This is a genomic window from Micromonospora sp. B11E3 (genome assembly GCF_039871625.1).
GTDB lineage: Bacteria > Actinomycetota > Actinomycetes > Mycobacteriales > Micromonosporaceae > Micromonospora.
Genome location: NZ_JBDPMC010000019.1, coordinates 1 through 26,176 on the forward strand (window position 1 = coordinate 1; position 26,176 = coordinate 26,176).

Below are 26,176 nucleotides of genomic sequence, written 5' to 3' on the forward strand. Positions count from 1 at the left end.
ACCGTGCCCGGCGTAGGGATCAAGCCTGACCGCCCGGAGCCGGGCACGGTCGCCCCCAGCCCCCAACAGCAACCAGCCCCAACAGCAGCCAGCAACCACCAGCAGCCAGCAACCACCAGCCAGCGAACAGCGACCAGCCCTCAGGTAGCGGCGATGGTGCCGGTCATCAGGAGGGCAAGGACCAGGGTGCCCACCGCGACCCGGTACAGCACGAAGACGTACAGGGTGTGGTGCGCGACGTAACGCAGCAGCCAGGCGATGGCGGCGTAGCCGATGACGAAGGCGACCAGGGTCGCCACCACCATCTGCGCCCCGCTCGGCGCGGCGGTGCCGGGCGCCGACGGCTCGAACACGTCGGGAATGCTGAACACCCCGGACATCACCACGGCCGGGATGGCGAGCAGGAACGAGTACCGGGCCGCCGCCTCGCGGGTGAGGTTGAGCAGCAGGCCGGCGGTGAGCGTGCCGCCGGAGCGGGACACGCCGGGGATCAGGGCCATCGCCTGGGCGAAGCCCATGACGACGCCGTCGCGCATCCGGAAGTGCTCCAGGGTGCGGGACTGCCGGCCCCAGTACTCGGCGAACGCCAGCACGAACGCGAAGACGATCAGCGTGGTGGCCACCACCCACAGGTTGCGGGCCGTCTCGCGGATCGCGTCCTTGAACAGGAAGCCGAACAGCCCGATCGGGATGGAGCCGATGATGACGTAACAGCCCATGCGGTAGTCGAGGCTGCTGCGGACCGAGCGGTCGACGATCCCGACGAGCCAGGTGCGGGCGATGCGCCAGATGTCCTTGGCGAAGTAGATCAGTACGGCGGCCTCGGTGCCGAGTTGGGTGACCGCCGTGAAGGAGGCCCCGGCGTCGCGCTCGAAGAACAGCGCGGAGGTGATCCGCAGGTGCCCCGACGAGCTGACCGGCAGGAACTCGGTCAGGCCCTGGACGATGCCCAGGACGATGGCTTCCACCCAGGTCACTCGCCCACCCCGGAGAGCTCGAGCGCCTCGGCGACCGTACGCAGGGTCTGCACGCCGCTGTCCCGGTCCGCGGTGAAGAGGGTCACCGACAGGGTGGTGACCCCGGCGGCCGCGTACTCCCGCATGCGCTCGGCGATGCGCTGCTTGGGCCCGAGCAGCGAGGTGCGGTCGACGAACTCCAACGGCACCGCGGCGGCGGCGTCGCGCTGCCGCTTGGCCAGGTAGAGGTCCTGGATCTCGCGGGCCGCGTCGCCGTAGCCCATCCGGGTGGCGAGCTGGTTGTAGAAGTTCTGCTGCCGGCTGCCCATGCCGCCCACGTAGAGCGCGGCGTACCAGCGGACCAGCTCGGCGCAGGAGGCGACGTCGTCGCCGACCACCACCGGCACCGACGGCACCACGTCGAAGCCGGCCAGTTCCTTGCCGGCCTTCGCCCGCCCGGCGCGGACGGCGGCGAGCTGCTCGTCGGCGAAGTCGGGGGCGTAGAAGATTGCCAGCCAGCCGTCGGCGATCTCGCCGGCCAGTTCGAGGTTCTTCGGGCCGACGGCGGCGAGGTAGATCGGGATCCGCTCGCGCGTCGGGTGGAAGCCCAGCCGCAGCGCCTTGCCCGGGCCGTCGGGCAGCGGCAGCGTGTGGAACTCGCCGTCGTACGCGACCTCCTTGCGCGCCATGGCGAGCCGGACGATGTCGACGTACTCCCGGGTGCGCGCGAGGGGCTTGGCGAACCGTACCCCGTGCCAGCCCTCGGAGACCTGGGGGCCGGAGACGCCCAGGCCGAGCCGGAACCGGCCGCCGGAGAGCGTGTCGATCGTCGCGGCCGTCATCGCGGTCGCCGCCGGGGTGCGGGCGGGGATCTGCATCACGGCGCTGCCCACGTCGATCCGCTCGGTCTGGCCCGCGATCCAGGCCAGCATGCTGGGCGAGTCCGAGCCGTAGGCCTCCGCCGCCCACACCACCGAGTAGCCGAGCCGGTCCGCCTCCTGGGCGAGCGCCAGGTGGTCGGCCGGTGTGCTCCACGCTGTCTGATATCCGAGGCTGAGCCCGAGTCGCACTGGTCCTCCCCATCCCGCACCACAAGGTCGCACCAGGTTACGCAATGCCGGCGGCGCGGCGGATCACCGGCTCACCCGAACGCCGCGCACCATGGGGCGGGCCGGACGGGCCGGGTGCCGGACCCCGGCCGGGAGGGCGAGCAGGAACTTGACGGAGGCGAGGATATCGGCGGCGGCGGGTTCGAAATAAGGTTCAACCATGCAACAGCGACCGCTCGGCCGAAGCGGGCTGGCGGTTTCCCGGCTCGCGCTCGGCACCATGACCTGGGGCCGGGACACCGACGCCGACGACGCGGCCGCCCAGCTGAAGAGCTACCTCGACGCGGGCGGCAACCTGGTGGACACCGCCGACGTGTACGGCGACGGGGACGCGGAGTCGGTGATCGGGTCGCTGCTGGGCAGCCTGGTGCCCCGCGACGAGGTGCTCATCGCGACGAAGGCGGGGCTGCGGCCCGGCAGCGGCCGGCGCCGGGACAATTCCCGGGGCCACCTGCTGCGTACGCTGGACGCTTCGCTGCGCCGGCTCGGCACGGACCACGTCGACCTGTGGCAGGTCCACGGGTACGACCCGGACACCCCGCTGGAGGAGACCCTGGCGGCGCTGGACCACGCGGTGGCCAGCGGCCGGGTGCGCTACGTGGGGGTGTCGAACTTCTCGGGCTGGCAGACGGCGCGGGCGGCGGCGTGGCAGGCGGCCTGGCCGGGGCGGGCTCCGGTGGTGGCCGCCCAGGTGGAGTACTCGCTGCTGGAGCGGGGGGTGGAGCGGGAGGTCCTGCCGGCCTGCGCCGCGCTGGGTCTGGGCGTGCTGCCCTGGTCGCCGCTCGGCCGGGGGGTGCTCACGGGCAAGTACCGGCACGGCCGGCCGGCGGACTCGCGGGCGGCGTCGCCGCACTTCGAGCGGTTCGTGGCGACGTACCTGGAGCCGCGCTGCTCGAGCATCGTGGAGGCGGTGGCCACGGCGGCCGGCGGGCTGGGGGTGTCGCCGCTGGAGGTGGCGCTGGCCTGGATCCGGGACCGGCCGGGGGTGACCGCGCCGATCCTGGGCGCCCGGACGGTCGGGCAGCTGCTCGGGGCGCTGCAGGTAGAGCGGATGACCCTGCCCGAGGAGATCATCGTGGCGCTGGACGACGTGTCGGCCGTGCCGGTCGGCTACCCGGAACGGGACGGCTGAGCCGGGCCGGCCGCCTCCGGGCCGCGGTGGCGCGCGTCCTGGAAGGCGTCACGCCGCCGGGGGTGGCGGTGGGCCCCCGGGTTTGGGCAGCATGGAGCGCATGGACTACGAATACGCGCCGCTGCGGTTGCCCTCGAACGTCGACCGGTTGACCGCCGCGGCGCAGCTGGCGATCCAGGCGGAGTTCTCCGGATGGGAGCTGGCCCGGGTGCGGCTGTACCGGGACGGCACGCGGCAAATCGTGCTGCGGCGCCGCCGGGTCAACCAGCCCCAGCCCGGCCTGTCGTACTGACGTCGGGTCGCCGCCGTACGGCGTCGCCCCGGGATCCGGCCGGATGGTCGGGCCCCGGGGCGTTCGCGGCCTAGTGGCGGTGCCCCGCGTGGTCGTGCTCCTCGTCGTCGACGTCGAGGAAGGGGTGCTCGTCGAGGCGGCCGATGAGCCGGTCGTCGGCGGCCGGCTGGAACGGGCCCACCGCGTCGTCGTCGTCGAAGGACTCCAGGTCGACCGGGCTGCCCACCTCGCTGACCATCACCACCCCGTCGAGCGGCTCCAGCTCGGGAACGTCCAGCGCGCTGAGCGAGCCGTCGCCGCTCTGCAGCAGCTCCAGCACGGCCTCGCCGACGCCCTCAACGGGCGCGGGCTCGTCCTCCTCGGGGGTGCCCTCGCGGCGGGCCGCCTCGGCCACGCGGATCAGGGCGGAGACGCTGGGGACCCGGTAGTCGCGGCGCTGGCGCACCGAGATGACCCGGGGGTGCGGGTCGGTCGGCTCGGCGCCCTCCGGCCCGCCGGCGAGGCGCTCGTCGACCTCGTCGGGATCGATGGACTCCACGTCCCAGGGGGTGACCTCGCCGAACGCGTCGAGCAGCAGCTCGTCGTACGCGAACGAGGCGTTGTTCAGGGCGACGTACGCCTGCCAGACGTCGTCGTCGTCGATGCGGCCCTCGGCGGCCCGAACGGCGGCCAGGTGTCGGCGGGCGGCGTCGATCACCCGCTCCAGGGCAGCATCCAGCTCCCCGTGCTGGTCGGTCATGTGCGTTCCCTTCGCAGTGGGGGATGGTCCGCGCCGGGCGGTCGGGCGGCGGACACGGTCAGCAGGACCGGAGGAACCGGTCGAGAACCCGCACGCCGAACTGTAGTCCGTCCACCGGTACCCGCTCGTCGATGCCATGGAACAGGCCGGAGAAGTTGAGGTCCGCGGGCAGCCGCAGCGGCGCGAAGCCGAAGCAGCGGATGCCGAGCTGGGCGAAGGCCTTGGCGTCGGTGCCGCCGGAGAGCATGTACGGCACGGGTCGGGCGCCGGGGTCCTCGGCGCGCAGCGCCGCCGACATGGCCTCGACGAGTGCGCCGTCGAAGGTGGTCTCCAGGGCGGGCTGGCGCTGGATGTACTCGATGTCGATGTCCGGGCCGATCAGCTCGCGCAGCTGCGCCTCCAGCATCTCCGACTGGCCGGGCAGGCTGCGGCAGTCGATGGTGGCGGTGGCCCGGCCGGGGATCACGTTGTCCTTGTAGCCGGCGGCGAGCCGGGTCGGGTTGGCGGTGCTGCGGACGGTCGCGCCGATGATGTTGGCGATCGGGCCCAGCTTGGCGATCGCCGTCTCCGGGTCGTTCGGGTCCACCTCGATGCCGAGCGCGTCGGAGACCTCCTCGAGGAAGGCCCGCACGGTCGGGGTGACGGTGACCGGGAAGCGGTGCCGGCCGATGCGGGCGACCGCCTCGGCGAGCGCGGTCACCGCGTTGTCGTCGTGGACGAACGAGCCGTGGCCGGGCCGGCCCTTGGCGTGCAGCCGCAGCCAGTCGATGCCCTTCTCGGCCGTCTCGATCAGGTAGAGCCGCTGCTGCTCGTCGATCGAGTACGAGAAGCCGCCGACCTCCCCGACCGCCTCGGTGCAACCTTCGAAGAGGCTGCGGTGGCGCTGGACGAGGTAGTGCGCGCCGTAGTCGCTGCCGGCCTCCTCGTCGGCGGTGAAGGCCAGCACGATGTCGCGGGCCGGGCGGACACCCGTGCGCTGCCAGTGCCGCAGCACGGCCAGCACCATGGCGTCGAAGTCCTTCATGTCGATCGCGCCCCGGCCCCACAGGTAGCCGTCGCGGATCTCCCCCGAGAACGGGTGCACCGACCACTCGTCGGCGTCGGCGGGCACCACGTCGAGGTGGCCGTGGACCAGCAGCGCGTCCCGGCCGGGGTCGGTACCCGGGATGCGGGCGACGACGTTGGCCCGGCCCGGGGCGGACTCGAGGATCTCGGCGTCGACGCCGACCTCGGCCAGCTTCGCCGCGACGTACTCGGCCGCGGCGCGTTCCCCGGCGCTGGTCTCGTTGTCCCCGGTGTTGGTGGTGTCGATGCGCAGCAGGTCGCGGCAGAGGTCGACGACCTCGTCGGTGGGATCGGGTCGGGCGGGGGCGGGGTCGCTCGTCATCAGATCACCTTCCGTGGATACCCGACCTTCAGGCCGGGAAGGAAACCGAACCCTGCAGAGCAGGGCAGGGGCAGCCGATGCGCCGCCCAGGCGGACCGGCGCGCCAACGTTACGTTCACTGGTTGGCTTGCTAGTTCGTGAGGCGTGACCAAGGCCGTGAAGCGGGCGTTCAAGTACCGCTTCTACCCGACCGGCGGGCAGGCCGCTGAGCTGGCGCGCACGTTCGGCTGCGTCCGGAAGGTCTACAACCTGGCGTTGGCCGCTCGCACCGAGGCGTGGACGTTGCGCCAGGAGCGGATCAACTACAACACCACCTCGGCGATGCTGACCGGATGGAAGTAGACCGACGAACTGGCGTTCCTCAACGACGTGTCGTCGGTACCGCTGCAGCAGGCGCTGCGGCACCTCCAGACGGGGTTCACGAACTTCTTCGCCGGCCGGGCCCGCTACCCCCGGTTCAAGAGCCGGAAGAAGTCCCGGAAGTCGGCGGAGTACACCACCAGCGCGTTCCGCTACCGTGACGGCTGGTTGACGTTGGCGAAGATGACCGCACCGTTGGACATCGTGTGGTCCCGGCCGCTGCCCGACGGGGCGACACCGTCGACGGTGACCGTGTCGCAGGATTCGGCCGGACGCTGGTTCGTGTCCCTCCTGTGCGACGACCGGGTCAACGTTGCCCCCACGTCCGGCGCGGTCGGGATCGACGCCGGGCTCGACAGCCTGCTCACCCTCTACACCGGGGAGAAGGTCGTCAACCCGCGGTATGAACGCGCCGACCGGGCGCGGCTGGCCCGCGCCCAGCGGGCGCTGGCTCGTAAGGAGTAGGACTCCCACAACCGGGCCAAGGCACGGCTGAAGGTCGCCCGCGTCCACGCCCGGATCACTGACCGGCGCCGGGATCACCTGCACAAGCTGACCACTCGACTCGTTCGTGACAACCAAACGATCGTGATCGAGGACCTGACCGTCCGCAACATGGTCACCAACCATACGTTGGCCCGTGCCATCTCGGACGCGGCGTGGCGGCAGTTCCGCACCATGCTGGAGTACAAAACCAACTGGTACGGACGCGACCTGATCACCGTCGACCGCTGGTTTCCGTCCTCCGCTGTGCTCGGCCTGCGGGAAGCTGGCCGAGAAGCTGCCGCTGAACGTAAGGACGTGGACGTGCCGGTGCGGCGCCGCCCACGACCGCGACGTCAACGCGGCCCGCAACATTTTGGCCGCCGGGCTGGCGGTGTCTGCCTGTGGAGCTGGTGTAAGACCTCAAGGGGAGTCCTCCCGGACGGGGCGACCGGCGATGAAGCAGGAAAACCCAAGGGCGACCACGGGAACCCCCGCCCATTAGGACGGGGAGGATGTCAACGCTTCTTCATACCAGCCGGGCCGGGCCGGGGCGCCCCGGCCGGCGCCCCCGTTTCGCCCGGGCGCGGCGCGGGTACCGCCGTTGCCGTCCCACGCCCCGCCGGGCACCCCCTCCCCACCCCGGGGGCGCCCCGCCCGCCAACCGAGGAGGGCACCAGCATGACCGTTCCCCTGCCCCCGCTGCCGCCCGTGCCCGAGGAGGGCTACCGACCCGGCGGGCGCAGCCTCGTTGACATCGTCGAGCGCGAGCATCGGCAGTTGCGCGACCTGTCGTACCGGATGACCGACCCGGGAATCGCGCCGGAGCGGCTGCGCGAGGCGGTCGAGGTGCTGACCGCCGCGCTGTCGCGGCACCTGTCGGCGGAGGAGCAGTACCTGTTCCCCGCCGCCCGGGCGGCGCTGCCGGACCGGTCGGGCCAGGTGGACCGGGAGATCGCCGCGGACGCCGACCTGCTGACCGCCCTCCAGGCCCTGACCGGCCCGGCCGACCCCGCGCTGGCCGCGGTCGCCGACCGGGTACGCCGGCACGTCGACGCCGTCGCCCCCCTGCTCGCGGCGCTGCGGGAGGTGGCCACCGAGGCCGAGCTGATCCGGCTGGGCAACCGGTGGGAGATCGCCGAGGAGGCCGCGCCGACGCGACCGCACCCGGGCGCTCCCGGCACCCCGCCGTGGAACCGTGTCGTCGAGCCCGCGCTGGGCGTGGTGGACAAGGTGCGCGACGCGGTGACCGGCCGGCCGACCTACCTGTCGGACCTGGACCAGCCGCCGGCCTGAGGCGACACCGGCCGGACAGCCAGAGATATCGGCCGAGCCCGATCCGTTCCAACCCTTCCGCCGATCGCCTCGGTGGTCCTACCGTCACCGTATGAATCTGGAGCTGCGACACCTGCGGGTGGTCTGCGCCATCGCGGAGACGGGGAGCGTGACCAAGGCGGCGTCGATGCTCGGCCTGGCCCAGCCGGCGCTCACGGCCCAGCTCCAACGCATCGAGCGGGCGCTGGGCGGCCCGCTGTTCGAGCGGGACCGGCGGGGCGCCCGGCCCACCGCCCTCGGCGAGCTGGTGCTGTCCCGGGCCCGGGTGCTGCTGCCGGCCATGCAGGGGCTGCAGGACGAGGCGGCCCGGCTGGCCGGCGCCGGCCCGACCCCCGCCCGGTACCGCTTCGGCGGGGTGAACAGCCCGATCCTCGGGCCGCTGGTGCGCCGGCTCGCCGCCGAGCACCCCCAGGCCCAGATCACCACGTACGCCTCCTGGTCGGCCGACGGTCTGGCCCAGCAGGTCGGCGGTGGCCGGCTGGACTACGTGCTGCTCGGCGTCTGCGGCGACGCCGTCCCCCCGGTCGGGTATGGGCTGACCTGGCGGGAGGTGGCCCTCGAACCGGTGCAGGTGCTGCTGCCGGAGCGACATCCGCTGGCCGGCCGGGACGAGGTGCGGCTGGAGGAGCTGCGCCGGGAGCAGTGGGTCGCCGCCCCGGGCGACGGCTGCTTCGGCGACTGCTTCGCCGCCGCGTGCGCCCGGGCCGGCTTCACCCCGCGCAAGATGTACGAGGCCGACGTGCGCGGCTGCATGGACCTGGTGGAGGCCGGCGTGGCGGTCGCGCTGTGCCAGGCCACGTTCCGCCCGGTGCCCGGGCTGGTGACCCGGCGGCTGGCGGGGGCGCCCCTGCGCTGGCGGCTGCTGCTCGGCTGGCACCCGGACTCGGCGGGCGCGGACTTCGCCGACGAGGTGTTCGAGGCGGCCCTGGCGGCGTACCGGGACTCGCTGGCCGCGCACCCGGACTACCTGGCCTGGCTGCTGCGCAACCCGGGCTTCGGGGTCCGGCGGGTGGGGCCGGTGGCCGGAGGCGCCGCTTCCGGGGTGCGAACCGCCTGACGGCGGGTAACTGAGCCCGCATGACCGATCTCCAGCCGACCCCGGACGACCGGGAGACGCTGCGGCGGGCCGCCGCCGCGCACAGCGCCGCCTCCCAGGACGTGGAGGCGTTCCTCCGCCGCCTGCCGCAGGTGCCCGACCCGGCCGACCTCACCGAGTACGCCACCCTGCTCAGCCGGGAGGAGCGGGCGCGCGGCGCGCGGCAGGCCGCCGCCGACGCCGCCGGCCTGCAGATCGGCACCATGGAGTCCGAGTGACCCGGCGCGGTGTGCGTCAGGGGGCCCGCGGCGGTGCCGCGGACCCCTGAGATCGTGCCGACGTCAGCGCCCTGTCGGGACGGCGTGCCGACGTCAGCGCCCTGTCGGGACGGCGCGCCGCCGTCAGCGCTCGACGAGCACGTCGTGGCCGAGGTCGAGCAGGGAACGCCGCCACTCGTCGTCGGCGTTGCCGCGCTCGGGCCGCGCGGCCGTCAGCGACCGGATCCGGTCGACCGTCTCCCGCATCACCTCGACGTCCTCCCGGGTCAGGTCGACCTTGCGTTTGCCCAGCACGTGCAGGATCTGCCGGCCCGGCTCGGGCAGGCCGAGGTCCGGGTCCGGCCCGAACGCCTCCTCCCCCGAGCCGCGGGTGAGCAGCCACCGCCGCAGTTGCTCCGAGGGGACGTTCACCTCGGCGTGGAAGTCGTCCCAGAGCACGTCGACCTCCGGGTCGATCCGCTGCTCTCGTGCCATCACGCCTCCTCTCCGGACGGCGGGCCGGGTCGCTCCGGCTCGCCGCCGCGCTGGGGACCCACGCCCTCCGGCGGCACCCGAACCCGGCCGGGATTGGCCGTCGGCGGGGTCACGATGGGCCTGGATCGTTCCGACTCGGGTTCGGTCTCCTCACGGCCCTCCTCGGGCTCGGTCATCTTCGGCCTCCGCTCGCTCATCGCGGGTGGGAGGTGTCGGCGGCGGTGTGCCCCCGGTCACCGGCGGCCACGTCGAGGGCCAGGTTCCCGTGCCGGGCGTCCACGGTGATCCTCTGCCCCGGCGAGACCGCGTGTTCCAGCAGCATCCGGGACAGCCGGTTGTCGACCTCCCGCTGGATCACCCGGCGCAGCGGGCGGGCGCCGTACTCCGGCTGGTAGCCGTGCTCGGCGATCCAGTCGATGCCGGCGACGGTGAAGTCGACCTCGATGTCCTGGGCGTGCAGCCGGCGGCGGGTCTCCTCCAGCAGCAGCTCGGTGATCTGGCGCAGCTGCTGCTGTTCCAGCCGGCGGAAGATGATGACCTCGTCGATGCGGTTGAGGAACTCGGGGCGGAAGTTCTCCTGAAGCCGGCGGTTCAGCCGCTCGCGCAGCTCGTCGCTCTCCTGCCGGCCACCCTCGCCGCCCCCCGCGAACCCGACGGTCCGCTGGGTGCCGGTGATCAGTTCCGAGCCCAGGTTGCTGGTCATGATCAGCACGGTGTTCTTGAAGTTCACCGTGCGGCCCTGGCTGTCGGTGAGCCGACCGTCGTCGAGCACCTGCAGCAGGATGTTGAACACGTCGGGGTGGGCCTTCTCGATCTCGTCGAGCAGCACCACCGCGTACGGGCGGCGGCGCACCGCCTCGGTGAGCTGGCCGGCCTCCTCGTACCCGACGTAGCCGGGCGGCGCGCCCACGAGCCGGGCGACGGTGTGCCGTTCCTGGAACTCGCTCATGTCCAGCCGGACCATCCGGTCCGACTCGCCGAACAACGCCTCCGCGAGAGCCCTGGCCAGCTCGGTCTTGCCGACGCCGGTCGGGCCGAGGAAGAGGAAACTGCCCATCGGGCGGTCCGGGTCGGCCAGCCCCGTCCGGGACCGCCGCACCGCCTCGGCCACCGCGCCGACCGCGTCGTCCTGGCCGATGACCCGCTCGTGCAGGTAGCCCTCCAGGCGCAGCAGCCGGTCCCGCTCCTCCTCGGTGAGCTGCGCGACGGGGATGCCGGTCGCCCGGGAGACCACCTCGGCGATCTCCTGCGGCCCGACCGAGGGCACCCGGCTCTCGCCGTTCTCCTCGCCGCGGGTCCGGCGTACCTGCCCCTCCAGGTCGGCGAGCCGGTCCCGCAGGGCGGAGGCCCGCTCGTACTGCTCGTCGGCGACCGCCTGCTCCTTGTCCCGGCGCACCTCGTCGAGCTGCCGCTCCAGGTCCCGTACGTCGGCGGCGGGGGTGCGGGTACGCAGCCGGACCCGGGCGCCGGCCTGGTCGATCAGGTCGATGGCCTTGTCCGGCAGGTACCGGTCGGTGATGTATCGGTCGGACAGCTCGGCGGCGGCGATCAGCGCCTCGTCGGTGAACCGCACCTGGTGGTGCGCCTCGTAGCGGTCCCGCAGGCCGCGCAGGATGGCGACGGTGTCGTCGACGGTCGGCTCGGGCACCAGCACCGGCTGGAACCGGCGGGCCAGCGCGGCGTCCTTCTCGATGCTGCGGCGGTGCTCGTCCAGGGTGGTCGCGCCGATCACCCGCAGTTCGCCACGGGCCAGCGCCGGCTTGAGCATGTTGGACGCGTCCATGCCGCCCTCGCTGCCCGCCCCGCCCGCGCCGACCAGGGTGTGGATCTCGTCCAGGAAAATGATCAGCTCGTCCCGGTGGGCGCGGATCTCGTCGATGACCTTCTTCAGTCGCTCCTCGAAGTCGCCCCGGTAGCGGGTGCCGGCGACCAGGCCGGCCAGGTCGAGCTGCACCACCCGCTTGCCGAGCAGGGTCTCGGGCACGTCGCCGTCGCAGATCCGCTCGGCCAGCCCCTCCACGATGGCGGTCTTGCCGACGCCCGCCTCGCCGATCAGCACCGGGTTGTTCTTGGTCCGCCGGGAGAGGATCTCCACGGCCTGCTCGATCTCGTCGGCCCGCCCGATCACCGGGTCGATCTGGTCATTGCGGGCCAGCTCGGTGAGGTCCTGGCCGTACTGGTCGAGGGTGGGCGTGCCCCGGTCGGGCCGCGGGCCGGGCAGCGGGCCCCGCTCGGCGCTGGCCGCCTGCAGCGACTCCGGCTGGATCCGGCCGGCGGCGAGCATCCGGCCGGCCGGCGACTCCGGGTTCAGCGGCAGGGCCATGAGGATGTGCTCGGGGCCGATGTAGTTGGCGCCCATCGCCCGGGACAGCTGGTGGGCGTCGAGCAGCGCGCGCTTCGCCGCCGGCGTGAGCGACAGGTTCGGCGGCACCTCACCCCGCGGCGCGCCGTCGCCGCGCCCGCCGAGCGCGTTGAGCAGCGCGTCGGGGTCCGCGCCGGCCCGCCGGATCAGGTCGCGCAACGGCTCCCGCTGCAGCGCCGCCCACAGCAGGTGGTCGGTGTCGAGGTCGTTGCTGCGCCGCTGGGCCGCCCGGCGGGCGGCGTCGGCGAGCATCTCCCGCGCGTCGGCTGTCATCAGCCGGGTGATGTCGACCCGGTGCGCCGGCCGGCGTCCACCCTCGGCCCGGCCGAAGTACCGGGCCAGGAATTCGTCCCACGGGTCGGAGCCGAAGTCACCGGGTCCCATCATCTCTGTCCTCCGCGGTCGGGTCGGCGCGCTCGCCGTACCGTCGGGCCGGCACGGTCGGCCGTGGCTACCCGACGGTCGGCGCGGCAAACGCCCGCTCCCGGCGCCGCCGACGGCGGGCCGCGCGGCGCCGCGCGCCGCTTCCGGGCCCGGATGGCAGGCTGAGGGCCATGGACCCGAGGCCGTTGCTGATCGTGGACGCCGCCAACGTCGTCGGCTCCCGCCCCGACGGCTGGTGGCGGGATCGGGCCGGGGCGACCGCCCGGCTCCGCGACGCCCTCGCTCCGGTGGCCGAGCAGGGGGTGCCGCCGCTACTGGCCGGCCCGGCGGAGGTCGTGCTGGTCGTCGAGGGGGCGGCCCGGGGGGTGCCCGGCGCGCCCGGCGTCCGGGTGGTGGCCGCCAGGGGGTCCGGCGACGACGCCATCGTCGAGTTGGTCGGGGCGGCGCCGGGGCGCCGCCGGCTGGTGGTCACGGCAGACCGGCAGCTGCGCGGCCGGGTGGGTGCGCTCGGCGCCGAGGTGTACGGCCCCCGCTGGCTGCGCGGCGAGGCGTAGGCACGGGCCTCGCGCCGCGCCGTGCCCCGCCTCGCCATGCCCCGCCCCCGCCCCGCCATGTCGGCGACGTGGCGGTGTCGGGGCCGCCCGGACCCCGCCATGTCGGCGACATGGCGGCACCGGCACCGCCCGGCCGGGGGACCGGGTCGTCCCGTGGACGGGACCCGCCGATCCCTCGGCGGGACCGCCCCCGGGCCGGGGAGTCGACTTCGCGCACGTCAGGGGCACAACCGGACACCGGGGCAGCAACAGCGACAGGGCGGATGTTCTCTCCCCGACGGGGATGGGTTGTAATGGAGATCTCCCCGCCCCCAGGAGGTCCCGTGGCGAGCGTCGCCGAGCTGAAGGCAGCCATCGATGTCGCCCTCCAACAGATCGGCGAGGGACAGACAGCCGTTCAGGCGGCCGGCGAGAAGCTGGCCGAGGCGCAACAGACCCTGGCCGGGGCGCTGGAGGGCAGCGGTCACGAGACGGTCGAGGCGGCGCAGGCCTCGCTGACCCAGGCCAGCCAGGAGCTGGAGGAGTGCCTGGCGGCGACCCTGGTCGCGGTGGAGCAGGCGCAGCTCTACGTCTCCACGCTGTAGGGGCGGGCGTGTCCATCATCGAGGACGTCGGGGCCGGGGTGCGGGCCGCCGCCGAGGAGTTTCCGCTCGCCCAGCTCACCGTGGCGCTGGAGAAGTTCGGCCAGGCCACGGAGCGGCTGCGCTGGGTGCGGCAGGAGTCGGCCAACCCGATGGGGGTGCCCGAGCTCTCCGCCGCGACCGAGCACGCCGAGTCCGCCGGGCACGCGCTACGGGTGGCCCAGGAGCAGCTGTCGGCGTACCTGGCCGCGATCGGGCTGGCCCCGGACGGCGCCCCCGCGCCCCGGCCCGACGGCGACCGGCGGCCGGCGCACGACGCGCCCCGCGACGCCCCGCCGCCGGTCGCCGCGCCGCCGCCGGCCGCCGGGGACGACAACCCGGTGCTGCGCCGATGGTGGGCGGTCCGGGTGGCGGAGCTGACCGGGGGCCGGGAGGGCGCGCCGGACGAACCGGACGAGCGGATCGGCGACTCCCGGGAGCTGCTGCGTCGGGTGGCCGACGGGGTCCGTGCCGGGGACCGGGACCGGCTGCACCGCGAGTTGCGCGCCGCGCACGCGGACGTCGGGCTGGGCCTGGCCGCGATCGCCCCGCCGCTGCTGCGCGAGCTGGCCGGGGAACTGCTCGGGCACCCGCCCCGCGCCGACGACCTGGCCCGGCTGCGCCGGGAGCTGGACGGCCGGATCCGGGACCTGCTGCCCGGCCTCCCCCCGCCCGTACTGGACACCCTGCTGACCCGGGTCTGCCGGATGCCCCCGCCGCAGCGCTCCGGGGAGCAGCCGCACGCCGCCGACCCGGCAGTCACCGCCGGTGTGGTGACCGGCGTGCTGCTGGCCCGGCTCGGCCGCGACCTGCCCCGTGACGCCGACGACCCGGCCGCGGCGGGCACCGGCGCCGCCGGCAACCCGGCGGGGAACCGCGCGGGCGCGGACCGCCCCGCCGGGGCCGCCCGCGCCGGCCTGGGCGGCAACTCCGCCGGCAACGGGTCCGCCCGCCGGGGTTCCGATGGCTGACCGGCGCGCCGAGCTGGTGACCCGGGTGCGGGGGATGCTCTCCGAGGCGCTGGGCGCCACCCGGAGCCGCCTGGCCGACGCCGACGCCGAGCTGGCCGCGGCCCGGGACCGGCTGGCCCGCGTCCGGCGGGCGGCGGCGGGCGTACCGGAGAGGGTGGGTGCCCAGCGGGACCGGCGGCTGGCGGAGATCGACGCCAGGCACGCCACGCGGCTCGCCGAGCTGGCCCACCGGGCCGTCGAGGCGGCCCGCCGGGAGGCACCCGGTGCGGCGTCGGCGGACTGGGCGGACTGGCGGGCCGCTCCGGCCGGTCGGGGCGAACCGCCGGGCGCCGTACGGATCGGCACCGTCCGCATCCCCGGCGCGGAGCCGGTGCCGGCGCTCGTTCCGCTGCTCGACGCCGGCCACGTGCACCTGTCCGGGGCCGAGGCCGACGGCGGCGCCGCGCTGGTGCCCGCCCTGCTGCTGCGCAGCCTCGGCCGGGCCGACCCGGGCGCGGTGCGGCTGTTCGGGTACGACCCGGAACACCTCGGCGGCGGGCTGGCCGGGTTCGCGCCGCTGGGCACCGCCGGGCTGCTGACCTTCGTCGGGCCGGGCGGGCTGGCCCGACTGCTGGACGACCTGGTGGAGCAGATCCGGCGGATCAACGAGACGGTGCTCGCCGGCGAGTACCGCTCCCTGCGCGAGCTGGCCGCCGCCACCGGGCGTCGCCCCGAGCCGTGGCGGGTGGCCGTGCTGCTCGGCGGGGACGAGCTGTCCCGGCACGAGCGGGGCCAGCTCGACCGGGTGGTGCGCACGGGCGCGGCGTGCGGCGTGCACCTGGTCGTACGCGGCATTCCGGTGCCCGACGACCCGACAGTGACCCGGATCGCGGTGGAGCCGGACGGCGCGCGCGTCGGCGGCCCGCGCGGCCTGCCGGTGGCCCTGGACCCGCCGCCCCCGTCCGCGCTGGTCACCGAGACGTGCCGGCAGCTCGCCGCCCGGGTCAACGCCGGCCCGCCGCCGGCGCCGTTCACCGACCTGCTCCCGCCGCCCGAGCTGATGTGGCGGGAGGACTCGTCCACCGGGCTGAGCGCGCCGATCGGCGAGGGCCCGCACGGCCGGCCCGTCCTGCTCACCCTCGGCGACTACCCGCCGCACGCGCTGATCGGCGGTCCGTCCGGCACCGGCAAGACCAACCTGATCTTCGCCTGGATCGGCGCGCTGGCGTCCCGCTACTCCCCCGCCGAGCTGGAGTTCTATCTGCTCGACTTCAAGGAGGGGGTGTCCTTCGCCCGGTTCGCCCAGGGCCGGCGCGACCCGAGCTGGCTGCCGCACATGCGGCTGGTCGGGATCAACGTCAACACCGACCGCGAGTTCGGGCTCGCCCTGCTGCGCTTCCTCGCCGAGGAACTGCGTCGCCGCGCCGACGCGGCGAAGAAGCACGAGGTGACCAAGCTCGCCGAGCTGCGGGCGGTCGACCCGACCGGGCACTGGCCGCGGATCGTCGCCGTGGTCGACGAGTTCCAGGCGCTGCTGGCGGGCCGGGACGTGGTGGCCCGGGAGGCCGCCGACCTGCTGGAGGACCTCGCCCGGCGGGGCCGCTCCCAGGGCATCCACCTGGTGCTGGCGTCGCAGGACGTCCGCGGCATCGAGGCGCTGTGGGGACGGCCGGCCCTGGTCGCCCAGTTCACCCTGCGGATCGCGCTGCCCAAGGCGCTGCGGATCCTCGCCGAACGCAACGACGCGGCCCAGTCGCTGCCGCGCCACCACGCGGTGGTCAACGCCGAGTCCGGCCTCGTCGAGGGCAACCAGGTGGCCCGGATCCCGTCGGCCAGCGACTGGGACGCCTGGAGCGAGTTGCAGCACCGGCTGTGGCGGATGCGCCCGCAGGACGCGAAGCCGGCCCGCCTCTTCGACGGCGACGCCATCCCCCGGCTGGCCGACGCCCCGGACTTCCGGTCGCTGACCCCGCCCGACGACGGCGGCGCGCCGCGCAGCCCGGTCGCGCTGCTCGGGGAGATCATCGACGTGCAGGCCCGCTCGGCGGCGCTGCGGCTGCCCCGGGCGCCCGGACGGAACCTGGCGGTGCTGGGCACCCGCGTCGACGAGGCGTGCGCCGTGCTGGACGCCGCCGCCCGGTCGCTGGCCCGCCAGCACCCCCCCGGCACGGCCCGGTTCTCCCTCGCCTGCCTCGACCCGGACGCCGACCCGGCCGCCCGGGAGCTCTACGCCGACCTCGCCGACGACGCCGCCTGGTACGACGAGGAGACGGTCGGCGAGCTGATGGCCGAGACGTCCGCGGGGCTGGACCGCCCCGGCACCCCGGCCGTCCCGCACTACCTGCTGCTGTACGCGGTCGACGCCGCGGCCGGACGGCTGGCCGCGCGCGCCGGTGGGCGTACCGGGCTGGAGCACCTGCGCCGCATCCTGCACGACGGGCCGGAGCGGCGTACGCACGTGCTGGCCTGGTGGCGGGGGGTGGCCCGGATGCGGGTGGACCTCGGCGGGCCGGCGGCCCGCACCGACCAGATCGGGGCGTGGGTGGCGCTGGACGTGCAGGGCGCCGAACTGGGCGCGTCGCTCTACCCGGGCACCGGCGGCCCGGACTGGTACCCCCGGCCGTGGCGGGGGCTCTTCTTCGACCGGGCGGTGCACCGCACCGGCCAGGTGATCATCCCCTACGGATCGACACAGTGAACGAGCCGGTGACCAGCGAGACGTACGCGGCGCAGCTGCGCCGCCTGGCGGAGCTGACCGAACGGGTGCGCGTCCAACGCGCCGAGGCCCACACCTGGCACGCGCAGCAGTGCGCGGCCGCCGACCGGGCGGTCGCCGAGGCCGAGGAAGACCTGCGGTACGCCGAGCAGGAGGTCGTGGCGGCGCGCGAGCTGGTGGAGCGGGTGGACGCCGAGGCGGCACACCTGTGGCAGCAGCTGCGGCTGCGGCTGGGCTCCGGCGCCCGCCGGCTCGGCGACCCGCCCGGCCCGGCCCTGGGCGCGTCCGGCGACCCCCTGCTGCTGCTGCACGGGGCGCGCGGGCTGCTGGACCGCGCCCGACAGCCGGGCGAACTGCCGGCCTCGGCCAACCCGCTGCTGGTGCTCTGCGGGATCGTGGGGGCGGTGGCGATGTTCGCGGTGGGCGCGGGCGCCCGAGCGGCCGGCGCCCGGTACGGCGGCGACCTGGCGGTGGGGCTGCCCGTGCTGGCGCTCGTGGTGACGTTGCTCGGCCCGCTGCTCGGACTCGCCCTGGCCAGGCAGCTGGCGGACCGCCGGCACGCGGTGCTGGCGCCCCGGCCGGTCACGATCGTCCTGGTGGCCGGCCTGGTCACCACCGCGCTGCTGCTGGTCCTCGGCCGTTAGGAAAGGGCCCTCACCCCTCGGCGGGGACGGCGACGGCCTCGCGGAGCAGGCGGCGGGCCAGTACCGCCCGGTCGGCGTCGTCGTCGAGGCCGGGCAGGTCGCCGACCCGGCTCACCGCGCCGGTCAGCAGCGCGCGTACCGCCGGCCCGCACTGGGCGGGCAGGGTGATCGTACGGTCGAACAGGCGCAGCGCGACCCGCTCGCGCCCCTGCGGTTCGAGCCGCCAGCGCAGCCCCGGGCGGGCGGTGAGCCGGGTGTCGGCGTCGAGGGTGGACAGGGCCGCGGCCTGCGCGAGGGGCCGGATCGGCGCGGGCCGGGCCGCCGGCCACGCCCGGGCCCGCAGCCGCTCGGCGACCGCGGCGGGGTCGGCCCGCAGTAGCCAGTCGCGCAGCGCCTCGACGGTCTCGGTCAGCTCCGGCTCGATCGCCTCGGGGTCGGCGACGTCGGTGCCGAACGGCAGCCCGGCGCGCAGCCGGGGGTCGGCGGCGGCGAGGGCGAGCAGTTCCTCGACGATGGCGTACCGGGTCAGTGCCCGGACCCCCACGGTCAGGTGCAGCGAGCTGCACTCCTGCGCCTGGGCGCTGTGCAGCCAGCCCCGCGGCAGGTAGAGGGCGTCGCCCGGTTCGAGCGCCACGTCGAGCGCGGCCGGGCCCGCGGCGGTGGCGGAGACCTCGTCGGCCAGCCCGCCCCAGGGCTGCCTCTCCAGCGGGTCGGGCAGCACCGGGGGGTGAACGCGCCAGTGCTTGCGGCCGTCGACCTGGAGGACGAAGACGTCGTGGGTGTCGTAGTGGGTGGCGAACCCCTGGTTGCCGGCCGGGGTCAGGTAGGCGTTGACCTGCACGGGATGCGCGAGGGCGGCGCCCAGGTCGCGGGCGAGGTCGACGAGCGCGGGCCAGGTGCGGTGCAGCCCCTGCAGCACGAGGGTGGCGCCGGAGGCGTACAGCTCCAGGACCCGCTCGTCGAGGACCTGGTCGGCGATCTCGGCGCCGGCACCGCCGCCGCCGGTGTACCGCGCCGCCGGCACGAGCTGGCCGTCCTGCGCCACCCGCAGGAACGGGGTCCGCAGGCCGCGGCGGCTGAGCAGCTCGTCGGCGTCGGCGGGGCTGAACAGGTCGGTGAAGCCGCGCGGGTCGGGCAGCTCGGCGGCGCGGGAGAGCAGCGGGGTGCGTCCCCAGTGGGCGGCGGCGAACTTCGCGGGCTCGACCGCCACGCAGCGCGCCAGGGCCTCCGTGGCGGCGGACGGAACCGCCGGGCGGACGACGCCGCCCGGCGGCCGGGTGATCGTCACGGCGCTCGGTCAGCGGGCGCTGCCGTCGGCACCGCCGTCGTGCTGCCCGGGCGTGGCACCGCCGTCGGCCGGACCCTCCGCGCCGCCGTCCGCCCCGCCGTCCTGCTGGCCCGGGGTCGCGCCCCCGTCGGCCGGGCCCTCGGCGCCCTGGTCGGCTCCGCGGTCGGCCCCGCGCTCCGCGCCGCGGTCCGCGCCGCCGTCGGCCCCGCCGTCGCGCTGCCCGACGGTGGCACCGCCGTCGGCCGGGCCCTCCGGGCTCGCGCCGCCGGTCGTCTGCATGTCGTCGTCGTTGAGTGCCATCCGGTGCTCCCTCGCCAAGTGCCGCCCGACCGGGCGGCGGGGGTTCGTCGTGGAGCGCGCGGTACCCCACGCGCGATCTTCTCTAACCACACCTTGACATCCTCTCCCGCTTAAGGGCGGGAGATTCCCGCTTCCAGCGCCGTACGTGGCCGGCGTTGTGTGGGTGGTCGACAGGACGCCGGGTGGCTCCTGTCCCGGACTGCCCGCCCGGTGAGTGGGGGCGCCGCCTCGGCGGCGTCCCTGACGTTGATCGCCGCGTTCACGTCAGCGTTGGCCTGGTATCCGCAGGACCCACACCGGAACATCGCTTGGCTTTTGCGGTTGTTCCGGTGCGTGTTCCCGCAGCGGCTGCACCGCTGTGAGGTGAACGCGGCTGGCGCCTTGACGATCCGGGTGCCGGTGGTACGTGCACGGTTGGCCAAGGCTGCCTCGAACATGCCCCAACTCTTGTCGAGGATCGCCCGGTTCAGCCCGGGCTTCGCGGCCACATTGATGCCGGGCTCCTCGATGGTGCCCTTCGCGGTGGCGGTCATGGCCGAGATGCAGAGGCGTTCGAGCGTGATGGTGGCGTGCCGGGTGCAGAGGCGATTCGCATGTGCGGTTCCACATCCGCCCGTCGGACATCGCCACGGCGACCTTACGCCGCGGTCGACGCCCACGACCGTCCCCGGCCGGACGTGCGCCTCGGGCGTCTCGACGCCGGCATGGACGCCGAACCCGACGTGCCAGGCAACACCGTCGAAGGACACCACCGCGTTACGGACCGCGCCGCCCAAGGCGCGGGACCAGCGAAACTTGACATCGCCGATCTTCGGCAGGCTGACCACGCCCCGCCGGCGGTTGACCCGCCGCACCGCAATCGCCTGCCCCGGGAACGGGACCGACAACCGCGCCGACTTACGTTTGCGTGTCGGCGGCCCGGCGGGGTGCTGCGGATCCCACCATTTGCGGTACGCCTGGTCGAGTTGACGCAACACCTGTTGACCGGACTGTGCCGGCAAGTCCGCGACCCAGTCGAGTTCCTTACGCGCCTCAGTCAAGGAGGCGCACTGCGCGGTGACCCCGAGGGTGGTCTTGCGCTGTTGCCACGCGAACTGGCGCTGCTGACCCACATCAAGCGGTTGCGGGACCCGGCGGAGCCCGTCGCCCGGTTCCTGGACCGGGCCACGGCGCTCGGCGACCGGCTCGGTCCGGTCCTGGTGCAGCTGCCCCCGAACCTGCCGGCCGACGTCGAGGCGCTGGACGCGGCGCTGCGCCTCTTCCCGCCGGGCGTACGGGTCGCGGTCGAGCCCCGGCACCCGAGCTGGTGGACCAACGCCACCCGGCGGGTGCTGGAGCGTCGCCGCGCCGCGCTCGTCTGGGCCGACCGGGGCAGCCGCGCGGTCGCCCCGCTGTGGCGGACGGCGGACTTCGGCTACCTGCGCCTGCACGAGGGGCGGGCCCGCCCGTGGCCCCGGTACGGCCGCGCCCCGTTGACGGCCTGGGTCCGCCGCCTCGGGGCGGAGTTCGGCGCCGGCGAGCCGGCGTACGTGTACTTCAACAACGACTCGGGCGGCGCGGCGATCGTCGACGCGGTCGCCTTCGCCGACCTGGCCCGCCGGGCGGGACGGCCGGTCAGCCGCACCCCGGACGGACCGGCGCGCGGCTGACGGCCAACGGCCCGCTCCACGGTTCGTGGGGCGGGCCGGTCGGGCCTGCGGTCAGGGAAAGATCTTCGCGAGGTCCCTGGGCATGTTGTCCTTCACGTCTGCCAACTGGCCCGGGGTGACGTGCCGGCTCAGGGCCTCCAGCACCACCTGCACGACCCGCTCGGTGCCGCCCTCCACGTCGTACGGGAAGCGCTGCCGCACCTCGAACAGGAAGTCGTCCCGGTTCAGCTTGACCGGCACGTCCATCGGCTGCCAGCCGTCGAAGTAGATCCCCCGCACCAGCACCGGCAGCTGCGCGGCGAACTCCACGCTCTCCTGCACCGGCATCCGGTCCCGCAGCAGGTGCAGCACCGTGCGCAGCGCACAGTAGGACTGGTTGCGCTGCGACTTCGGCCAGCCGTAGGCCGCCTCGATGTCCTTGAGGATCAGATTGGTCTTCTGGACCGAGGACTCCACCGCGGAAATCAGCTGCTCAGCCATCTGCCCACCCCCGTAGGTCGGTATGCCACCGTCGGTCGTCGTCGCGCGGCGGCGGCCCCGACGGGCCCCGCCACTGCCGGGTCGGGCTGACCCGGCCGGGCCGCGCCCCACGGCGGGCGCCGGCCGATCCGACGACGTGCAGGACCCTGCCGCGTCGTCGATCCGGTACGTCCCGAACCGTCATGCTGCGCACCCCCTACCTGTCGGCGTCGCGGCCACGGCGGACCACGCACACACCGCCATGCTGCGCGGCGGCGGGGTGAGCCGGCCTCACCCCGTGCGGGTGACTTCCTCCGCCAGGAGGGCCTGGAGGCGCTGGCCGTTGCGCTGGGCGTAGTCCCGATAGCAGTTGTTCATGAGAACCTGGGTCCGCCCGGCCCGGTCGGCCAACTCGCGCAGCTTCGGCGCCCAGTCGGCCAACTCCCGGTCGGAGTAGCGGTAGCCGAACTTCTCGTGGATGTCCCTGCTCGTCCATTTGTCGCTGTGCCCGTGGAACCGGACCACCGCGAGGTCGGCGGTGGACTCCAGCACGGGCGGCACGGACGAGCGGTGCCCCTGGGGCATGTCCACGCAGACGTACGCCAACTCGTGGCGGCGCAGGAAGTCCAGGGTCTCATCCCGGTTGGACCCGTCGAACCAGGAGGCGTGCCGGAACTCGAAGGCCGGCCGCAGCGGCGCGCAGCGGCCGGCCACCTCCAGCAGGTACTGCTTGTTGTCGCGCCGGAGGGTGAACCAGGGCGGGAACTGGAACAGCAGCGCGCCGAGCCGGCCCGCCTCGACCAGCGGGTCCAGCGCCGACAGAAAACGCGTCCACACATCCTCGTACGCCTGCGCGGGCAGGTCGTCGGGGTAGACGTTGCGCTTGTCGGTGTCCGGCCGCAGGTCCTTGTACAGCGCGGCCACGCGGGTGGGGTGGCCGGTGAGCAGGCTGAACGCCTTGACGTTGAAGGTGAACCCGGCCGGGGTGCGGTCCACCCACAGCCGTGCGGTGCGCTCGGCGGGCGGCGAGTAGTAGGTGGCGTCCACCTCGACCAGCGGGAACTGCCGGGCGTACCAGGACAGCCGCTTCTCCGGGGTGTCCGCGCCGGCCGGGTACCAGCCGGAGTCCAGCAGGGTCCGGTCGGTCCATGACGCCGTGCCCACCTTGATCCCGCCCATGGCCGGCGTCCGTCGCGTCCTGTCCCGACCGGCGATCCGGCGCGTCTCAGGCGGCCCGCCGCTCCCGGTGCTGCTTGCAGGACACACAGGACGTGGCGGAGGGGAAGATCTCCAGCCGCTCCACCGGGATCGGCGCCGAGCAGCCCTCGCAGAAGCCGTAGCTGCCCTCCTCCAGCCGGGTCAGGGCGTGCTCGAACTGGGCCCGACGGTCGAGGATGGCACGCAGCAGGGACTGCGCGGTGTCCCGCTCGGCGGTCTTGGTGCCGCTGTCGGCCTGGTCGTCGCCGGCGGTGTCGCCGACCTCGACCAGTCGCAGCACCTGGCTCTGCAGCACCGCCTGCTCGTACTCCGCGGTGAGCTCGTCGTAGCGGGCCTGCAGGGCCGACCGGATCTGGCCGGTCTCCGCCTGGGAGCGGCCGGTGCCTACCGTGTCGTGGACGAGCATCGCTGCCTGCCTTTCGTGAGCCTGGTGCGCCGGGCGCGGTGCCCCGGTTCCGGGACGGTGAGGCGCGCGGGTGAGATCACCCGCGCCCTGTGAGCCGGGCGATTACCCGGGGCCCGGACGCGCCAAACCGGCAAATTGTCGGGCGGTCCGTCGATGTCCCGCCCGCGCTGTTCAGTCGGGGCCGTCCGGTTCCACCAGCGCGGGACGGCGGGGATCGTCGGCGCGCACCACCACGTCGGCGAAGGCGGCGGGGGCGACCTCGTCGGCGTACCGGGCGAAGGCCGGCAGGGTCCAGCGCAGTGCGGGGTCGGTGCGCCGGGCCAGGGCGGCCGGGGAGAGCTCCAGGTGCACGGCGACGTCGAAGGGCAGCCCGCCGCCGAGCAGCAGCGGTCCGCTGACCAGCACGACGCCCTCGGGCGGGAGAGTGACGTAGTCCGCCCGGCTGGCCCGGTCGGTGCGTACGTCCCAGAGGGTGGGCAGCAGCCGCCCGGAGCCGCCCGGCCCGGCCGGGTCGAGCACCTCCCGGCGCAGACCCGGCTCGTCGACCCAGCCCGCGTAGTAGGCGTCGGGGTTGGTCCGGCCGTGCTCCAGCCGGACCGACGCCGGCCGCAGGAAGTCCTCGGCCCGTACGTGCAGCACGGGCCGGCCGAGCGCGCGCAACGGGTCGACCAGCGCGGCGGCCAGTTCGTCGGGGGCGGCGGCCGCGGCGCCGTCGACGGCCACCCGTAACCGCCCGGGGACACGGGTGGCGGCCAGCCGTTCGGTCAGCTCGGCGACGAGTCGGTCGGGGGAGATGGGTCGGACGCGCACCGGACCATGGTGCCCGGTCAGCCGCTGCGGTCGATGGTCACCCTGGCGTCGTCGGCGAGCCGGTAGCCGACGCCGTACACCGTGGTGACCAGGGGGACTTCCATCCCGACCTTGCCGCGCAGCCGGCGGACGTGCACGTCGACGGTGCGCACCCCGGCGTGCTCGTACCCCCACACGGCGTTGAGCAGTTGCAGCCGGGTGAACACCCGGCGGGGGTGGGCGACCAGGTGCAGCAGGAGGTCGAACTCCAGCCGGGTCAGCGGCAGCGGCTCACCGTCACGCAGCACCGACCGGGACGACGCCAGGATGTGCAGCGCCGGGACGGCCGGGGGCGCGGGCCGGGGCGGGGTACGCCCGGCGGGCACCTGGTCGGGCCGGCGCTCGGGGGCCACACCGGTCGAGACGATGCCCTCCCCCTGCTCCAGCATCTCCCGCGCCGCGTCGAGCAGGCGGCGCGCCGCGGGGGCCAGCGACTCCTCAGGGGCCAGCGGGATGGTGAGCGTCACGGTCAGCACGGGTGCCGGGCCGGTGGTGGGGCGGCGCTGGCCGCCCGGGGGACGACCGGGAACCGCGGGCTGGGACGCATGCCATCCGGCGCGCGACGAGGCGGGGCTGACAGACATGGTCCTCCTTGGCTGGTCCTGTTCTCCCCCACGGCCCGGGACACCGCTGCGTCGAGGATCCCGGCGCCCCTGGGGGGATCAAGGGCGGCTGCGTTGCGCGAATGTGACACTTGACGAACACATCGAAGCCACATGCTCGCTCTGCGTACGAGGCCTGATGATTACAGCAGAGCCGCCGGGATGGCCGGATACGGGGGGGTACATGCCCGGGCGGAGCACATTGTCCAACCCGCGCCGCCCGGCGTCGGCGAAAGCGCGGGCGGCCCCGCTACGCGAACGCGGCGCATCCCGGGCGGGATGCGCCGCGTCGGTCGCCGCCGAGGCGGGGCGCCTAGCGGTCCGGGTCGATGCTGACCCGGGCCTCCTCGGCGAGCCGGTAGCCGACGCCGTACACCGTGTCGACCGCGGGCGCGGCGCCGAGCTTGACCCGCAGCCGGCGCACGTGCACGTCCACGGTCCGGGCCACCGCGTGCTCGTAGCCCCACACGTTGGCGAGCAGCTGGGGCCGGGTGAAGACCCGCCGGGGGTGCTGCGCGAGGAAGAGCAGCAGGTCGAACTCGATGCGGGTCAGCGGGATCGCCCGGCGCCCCTGCCGGACAACCCGGGACGCGGCCAGGATGCGCACCTCGTGCGGGTCCTCCGGCGGCGGCACGACGGCCAGGGGCCGCGGCGCGACCGGCTCCCCGACGGGCCCTGCGGCCACCCCGGCCGCCTCCGACGGGCCGGGTGGCCCCTCGACCGGGGCGGGCCAGGGCGCGGTCGCGCCGTGGGGCTCCGCCGGTCCGGCGACGAGCGTGCCATCCCCCGACTCGGCCAGCTCGCGCAGCAGCTCGACGAGCCGGGCGAGCCGGGGCGTCAGCCCTCCGGGCGTGAGTTCGACGGTCAGGGTCAACGTCGGCGCGGACCGGGTGTGACGCGGCGGGACCCGGTCGACGCGGCACGCCGGCGCGCGGTCGGGGCGGCCCTGCGGGGACCACTCGGCCCGGCCCGGCTCGGGGCGGGGAGAAATGGCGACGACGGACATGGGTGCCTCCTGGGATGGCGGTGCCGCCCGCCGCGACGGCGGGGCGCGGCGGTCAGTGGCGCGCCGGGCCGGCGGTGACCGGCGGCGCGACGGGCGAGGGGGGCAGCGGGGGCGTGGGGCCGAGGGTGGGCAGGCCGGCGATCCGCCAGGCCGCGAAGCCGCCGACCACGTCGGTGGCGCGGTGCAGCCCGAGGTCCTGCAACGCGGCGGCGGCGAGCGAGGAGGTGTAGCCCTCCTGGCAGAGGACCACCACCCGCAGGTCGTAGTCGACGGCCTCGGGCAGCCGGGCGGGGCAGCGCGGGTCGAAGCGCCACTCCAGCACGTTGCGCTCGACGGCGAGGGCACCGGGCACCGTGCCGTGCGCGGCGCGCTGGCCGGCCGGCCGGATGTCGACCAGCAGCGCGCCGCCGCGGTACGCCAGGTGCGCCTGCTCCGGGTCGAGCCGGCGCAGCCGGGAACGGGCGGCGGCGAGGATCTCGTCGATGCCCCGGGAGCCGGGCGGCGGCACGGGGGCGGGACACGCCTGGGTGGGAGCGGGCAGGTACGGCATTCTCGGTCCTTCCGGAAGCGCCGGGCGGTCGCGCCCGC

General features: G+C 75.0%; 29 protein-coding genes and 1 pseudogene. 13 read left to right on the plus strand and 17 right to left on the minus strand.

The features are described 5' to 3' along the window. Positions 1–140 precede the first annotated feature (140 nt). The 3 genes from ABGB16_RS12655 to ABGB16_RS12665 all read right to left on the minus strand — a co-directional run bounded on the left by ABGB16_RS12655 (position 141) and on the right by ABGB16_RS12665 (position 2,227). Complete coding sequence (locus ABGB16_RS12655) at positions 141–977, minus strand: undecaprenyl-diphosphate phosphatase (RefSeq protein ID WP_347668206.1); 837 nt, start codon at positions 975–977, stop codon at positions 141–143. Further along, positions 974–2,026 (minus strand): LLM class F420-dependent oxidoreductase, encoded by a 1,053-nt coding sequence (locus tag ABGB16_RS12660; RefSeq protein ID WP_347668207.1) that lies wholly within the window; start codon positions 2,024–2,026, stop codon positions 974–976. Before ABGB16_RS12660 ends, ABGB16_RS12655 begins: the two co-directional genes overlap by 4 nt. A 63-nt stretch (positions 2,027–2,089) precedes the next feature. After that, on the minus strand, positions 2,090–2,227 hold the full coding sequence (locus ABGB16_RS12665) for a hypothetical protein (protein ID WP_347668208.1): 138 nt from the start codon (positions 2,225–2,227) through the stop codon (positions 2,090–2,092). Between ABGB16_RS12665 and ABGB16_RS12670 the strand changes: the two genes are divergently transcribed. Both ABGB16_RS12670 and ABGB16_RS12675 read left to right on the plus strand, forming a co-directional pair. Continuing rightward, the gene (locus ABGB16_RS12670) at positions 2,226–3,197 is read left to right on the plus strand and encodes an aldo/keto reductase (RefSeq protein WP_344750565.1); all 972 of its coding nucleotides are present in this window, start codon (positions 2,226–2,228) and stop codon (positions 3,195–3,197) included. The two genes, ABGB16_RS12665 and ABGB16_RS12670, sit on opposite strands and share 2 nt — an antisense overlap. Positions 3,198–3,297: 100 nt before the next feature. Then, entirely contained in the window at positions 3,298–3,489 is a 192-nt protein-coding gene (locus ABGB16_RS12675; protein ID WP_347668209.1) for a DUF5703 family protein, read from the plus strand. 70 nt (positions 3,490–3,559) lie between these two features. On the opposite strand, the gene ABGB16_RS12680 is transcribed toward ABGB16_RS12675, so the two are convergent. Both ABGB16_RS12680 and ABGB16_RS12685 read right to left on the minus strand, forming a co-directional pair. Then, positions 3,560–4,228 carry a hypothetical protein gene (locus ABGB16_RS12680; protein WP_347668210.1) on the minus strand — a complete coding sequence of 223 codons (669 nt, stop codon included), beginning with the start codon at positions 4,226–4,228 and terminating at the stop codon, positions 3,560–3,562. Positions 4,229–4,286: 58 nt separating this feature from the next. After that, positions 4,287–5,615, minus strand: a complete 1,329-nt coding sequence (locus ABGB16_RS12685) for a M20/M25/M40 family metallo-hydrolase (protein WP_347668211.1) — start codon at positions 5,613–5,615, stop codon at positions 4,287–4,289. A 144-nt stretch (positions 5,616–5,759) separates the two neighbouring features. On the opposite strand from ABGB16_RS12685, the gene ABGB16_RS12690 reads away from it, so the two are divergent. The 5 genes and pseudogenes from ABGB16_RS12690 to ABGB16_RS12710 all read left to right on the plus strand — a co-directional run bounded on the left by ABGB16_RS12690 (position 5,760) and on the right by ABGB16_RS12710 (position 9,107). Continuing rightward, positions 5,760–5,957 carry a helix-turn-helix domain-containing protein gene (locus tag ABGB16_RS12690; RefSeq protein ID WP_347668212.1) on the plus strand — a complete coding sequence of 66 codons (198 nt, stop codon included), beginning with the start codon at positions 5,760–5,762 and terminating at the stop codon, positions 5,955–5,957. A gap of 9 nt (positions 5,958–5,966) precedes the next feature. Then, a pseudogene (locus tag ABGB16_RS12695) lies at positions 5,967–6,710 on the plus strand (RNA-guided endonuclease TnpB family protein); the annotation flags it as partial. 429 nt (positions 6,711–7,139) lie between these two features. Further along, positions 7,140–7,754 (plus strand): hemerythrin domain-containing protein, encoded by a 615-nt coding sequence (locus tag ABGB16_RS12700; protein ID WP_347668298.1) that lies wholly within the window; start codon positions 7,140–7,142, stop codon positions 7,752–7,754. A 91-nt stretch (positions 7,755–7,845) separates the two neighbouring features. Beyond that, the gene (locus tag ABGB16_RS12705) at positions 7,846–8,850 is read left to right on the plus strand and encodes a LysR family transcriptional regulator (protein ID WP_347668213.1); all 1,005 of its coding nucleotides are present in this window, start codon (positions 7,846–7,848) and stop codon (positions 8,848–8,850) included. A gap of 20 nt (positions 8,851–8,870) precedes the next feature. Beyond that, positions 8,871–9,107 (plus strand): hypothetical protein, encoded by a 237-nt coding sequence (locus ABGB16_RS12710; RefSeq protein WP_347668214.1) that lies wholly within the window; start codon positions 8,871–8,873, stop codon positions 9,105–9,107. A 123-nt stretch (positions 9,108–9,230) separates the two neighbouring features. On the opposite strand, the gene ABGB16_RS12715 is transcribed toward ABGB16_RS12710, so the two are convergent. Continuing rightward, positions 9,231–9,581, minus strand: a complete 351-nt coding sequence (locus tag ABGB16_RS12715; protein WP_347668215.1) for a DUF3140 domain-containing protein — start codon at positions 9,579–9,581, stop codon at positions 9,231–9,233. A 193-nt stretch (positions 9,582–9,774) separates the two neighbouring features. Then, positions 9,775–12,330 (minus strand): ATP-dependent Clp protease ATP-binding subunit, encoded by a 2,556-nt coding sequence (locus tag ABGB16_RS12720; RefSeq protein WP_347668217.1) that lies wholly within the window; start codon positions 12,328–12,330, stop codon positions 9,775–9,777. A 167-nt stretch (positions 12,331–12,497) separates the two neighbouring features. Here ABGB16_RS12720 and ABGB16_RS12725 point away from each other — a divergent pair, with 167 nt between their 5' ends. From ABGB16_RS12725 to ABGB16_RS12745, 5 genes are all read left to right on the plus strand, one after another. Beyond that, complete coding sequence (locus tag ABGB16_RS12725; protein WP_347668218.1) at positions 12,498–12,881, plus strand: hypothetical protein; 384 nt, start codon at positions 12,498–12,500, stop codon at positions 12,879–12,881. 323 nt (positions 12,882–13,204) lie between these two features. Next, the gene (locus ABGB16_RS12730; protein WP_091462511.1) at positions 13,205–13,465 is read left to right on the plus strand and encodes a hypothetical protein; all 261 of its coding nucleotides are present in this window, start codon (positions 13,205–13,207) and stop codon (positions 13,463–13,465) included. Positions 13,466–13,473: 8 nt separating this feature from the next. Next, positions 13,474–14,472, plus strand: a complete 999-nt coding sequence (locus ABGB16_RS12735; RefSeq protein WP_347668219.1) for a hypothetical protein — start codon at positions 13,474–13,476, stop codon at positions 14,470–14,472. Beyond that, positions 14,465–17,149, plus strand: a complete 2,685-nt coding sequence (locus ABGB16_RS12740; RefSeq protein ID WP_347668220.1) for an FtsK/SpoIIIE domain-containing protein — start codon at positions 14,465–14,467, stop codon at positions 17,147–17,149. Before ABGB16_RS12735 ends, ABGB16_RS12740 begins: the two co-directional genes overlap by 8 nt. After that, positions 17,146–17,811, plus strand: coding sequence for a hypothetical protein (locus tag ABGB16_RS12745; RefSeq protein WP_347668221.1), 666 nt, complete (start codon positions 17,146–17,148; stop codon positions 17,809–17,811). Before ABGB16_RS12740 ends, ABGB16_RS12745 begins: the two co-directional genes overlap by 4 nt. 10 nt (positions 17,812–17,821) lie before the next feature. On the opposite strand, the gene ABGB16_RS12750 is transcribed toward ABGB16_RS12745, so the two are convergent. The 3 genes from ABGB16_RS12750 to ABGB16_RS12760 all read right to left on the minus strand — a co-directional run bounded on the left by ABGB16_RS12750 (position 17,822) and on the right by ABGB16_RS12760 (position 20,511). Continuing rightward, positions 17,822–19,093 carry a cupin domain-containing protein gene (locus tag ABGB16_RS12750; protein WP_347668299.1) on the minus strand — a complete coding sequence of 424 codons (1,272 nt, stop codon included), beginning with the start codon at positions 19,091–19,093 and terminating at the stop codon, positions 17,822–17,824. 15 nt (positions 19,094–19,108) lie between these two features. After that, positions 19,109–19,399, minus strand: coding sequence for a hypothetical protein (locus ABGB16_RS12755; protein ID WP_347668222.1), 291 nt, complete (start codon positions 19,397–19,399; stop codon positions 19,109–19,111). Positions 19,400–19,509: 110 nt separating this feature from the next. Further along, positions 19,510–20,511, minus strand: coding sequence for a transposase (locus tag ABGB16_RS12760; RefSeq protein ID WP_347668223.1), 1,002 nt, complete (start codon positions 20,509–20,511; stop codon positions 19,510–19,512). On the opposite strand from ABGB16_RS12760, the gene ABGB16_RS12765 reads away from it, so the two are divergent. Further along, on the plus strand, positions 20,482–21,048 hold the full coding sequence (locus ABGB16_RS12765; protein ID WP_347668224.1) for a DUF72 domain-containing protein: 567 nt from the start codon (positions 20,482–20,484) through the stop codon (positions 21,046–21,048). The genes ABGB16_RS12760 and ABGB16_RS12765 overlap by 30 nt on opposite strands. A 51-nt stretch (positions 21,049–21,099) precedes the next feature. Here ABGB16_RS12765 and ABGB16_RS12770 read toward each other — a convergent pair whose 3' ends face one another. From ABGB16_RS12770 to ABGB16_RS12800, 7 genes are all read right to left on the minus strand, one after another. Then, on the minus strand, positions 21,100–21,528 hold the full coding sequence (locus ABGB16_RS12770) for a DUF2267 domain-containing protein (RefSeq protein ID WP_347668225.1): 429 nt from the start codon (positions 21,526–21,528) through the stop codon (positions 21,100–21,102). A gap of 270 nt (positions 21,529–21,798) precedes the next feature. Then, entirely contained in the window at positions 21,799–22,686 is an 888-nt protein-coding gene (locus ABGB16_RS12775; RefSeq protein WP_347668226.1) for a DUF72 domain-containing protein, read from the minus strand. Between the two features lie 46 nt (positions 22,687–22,732). Next, the gene (locus tag ABGB16_RS12780) at positions 22,733–23,131 is read right to left on the minus strand and encodes a TraR/DksA C4-type zinc finger protein (RefSeq protein WP_347668227.1); all 399 of its coding nucleotides are present in this window, start codon (positions 23,129–23,131) and stop codon (positions 22,733–22,735) included. Positions 23,132–23,302: 171 nt separating this feature from the next. Further along, complete coding sequence (locus ABGB16_RS12785) at positions 23,303–23,941, minus strand: uridine kinase (protein ID WP_347668228.1); 639 nt, start codon at positions 23,939–23,941, stop codon at positions 23,303–23,305. A 17-nt stretch (positions 23,942–23,958) separates the two neighbouring features. After that, a complete protein-coding gene (locus ABGB16_RS12790; RefSeq protein ID WP_347668229.1) occupies positions 23,959–24,564 on the minus strand; it encodes a winged helix-turn-helix domain-containing protein in 606 nt (201 codons plus the stop codon). A gap of 331 nt (positions 24,565–24,895) precedes the next feature. Further along, positions 24,896–25,588, minus strand: a complete 693-nt coding sequence (locus ABGB16_RS12795; protein ID WP_347668230.1) for a winged helix-turn-helix domain-containing protein — start codon at positions 25,586–25,588, stop codon at positions 24,896–24,898. Positions 25,589–25,640: 52 nt separating this feature from the next. Beyond that, positions 25,641–26,138: a rhodanese-like domain-containing protein gene (locus tag ABGB16_RS12800; RefSeq protein WP_347668231.1), complete on the minus strand. Its 498-nt coding sequence runs from the start codon at positions 26,136–26,138 to the stop codon at positions 25,641–25,643. Positions 26,139–26,176: the final 38 nt, after the last annotated feature.

Coding starts and splice junctions, on each gene's coding strand:
- ABGB16_RS12710 (WP_347668214.1), top strand. CDS start 8,871: ATGACCGATCTCCAGCCGACCCCGGACGACCGGGAGACGCTGCGGCGG.
- ABGB16_RS12740 (WP_347668220.1), top strand. CDS start 14,465: ATGGCTGACCGGCGCGCCGAGCTGGTGACCCGGGTGCGGGGGATGCTC.
- ABGB16_RS12770 (WP_347668225.1), bottom strand. CDS start 21,528: ATGGCTGAGCAGCTGATTTCCGCGGTGGAGTCCTCGGTCCAGAAGACC.
- ABGB16_RS12715 (WP_347668215.1), bottom strand. CDS start 9,581: ATGGCACGAGAGCAGCGGATCGACCCGGAGGTCGACGTGCTCTGGGAC.
- ABGB16_RS12680 (WP_347668210.1), bottom strand. CDS start 4,228: ATGACCGACCAGCACGGGGAGCTGGATGCTGCCCTGGAGCGGGTGATC.
- ABGB16_RS12700 (WP_347668298.1), top strand. CDS start 7,140: ATGACCGTTCCCCTGCCCCCGCTGCCGCCCGTGCCCGAGGAGGGCTAC.
- ABGB16_RS12720 (WP_347668217.1), bottom strand. CDS start 12,330: ATGATGGGACCCGGTGACTTCGGCTCCGACCCGTGGGACGAATTCCTG.
- ABGB16_RS12800 (WP_347668231.1), bottom strand. CDS start 26,138: ATGCCGTACCTGCCCGCTCCCACCCAGGCGTGTCCCGCCCCCGTGCCG.
- ABGB16_RS12780 (WP_347668227.1), bottom strand. CDS start 23,131: ATGCTCGTCCACGACACGGTAGGCACCGGCCGCTCCCAGGCGGAGACC.
- ABGB16_RS12685 (WP_347668211.1), bottom strand. CDS start 5,615: ATGACGAGCGACCCCGCCCCCGCCCGACCCGATCCCACCGACGAGGTC.
- ABGB16_RS12725 (WP_347668218.1), top strand. CDS start 12,498: ATGGACCCGAGGCCGTTGCTGATCGTGGACGCCGCCAACGTCGTCGGC.
- ABGB16_RS12795 (WP_347668230.1), bottom strand. CDS start 25,588: ATGTCCGTCGTCGCCATTTCTCCCCGCCCCGAGCCGGGCCGGGCCGAG.
- ABGB16_RS12670 (WP_344750565.1), top strand. CDS start 2,226: ATGCAACAGCGACCGCTCGGCCGAAGCGGGCTGGCGGTTTCCCGGCTC.
- ABGB16_RS12775 (WP_347668226.1), bottom strand. CDS start 22,686: ATGGGCGGGATCAAGGTGGGCACGGCGTCATGGACCGACCGGACCCTG.
- ABGB16_RS12675 (WP_347668209.1), top strand. CDS start 3,298: ATGGACTACGAATACGCGCCGCTGCGGTTGCCCTCGAACGTCGACCGG.
- ABGB16_RS12755 (WP_347668222.1), bottom strand. CDS start 19,399: ATGGCACTCAACGACGACGACATGCAGACGACCGGCGGCGCGAGCCCG.
- ABGB16_RS12790 (WP_347668229.1), bottom strand. CDS start 24,564: ATGTCTGTCAGCCCCGCCTCGTCGCGCGCCGGATGGCATGCGTCCCAG.
- ABGB16_RS12665 (WP_347668208.1), bottom strand. CDS start 2,227: ATGGTTGAACCTTATTTCGAACCCGCCGCCGCCGATATCCTCGCCTCC.
- ABGB16_RS12705 (WP_347668213.1), top strand. CDS start 7,846: ATGAATCTGGAGCTGCGACACCTGCGGGTGGTCTGCGCCATCGCGGAG.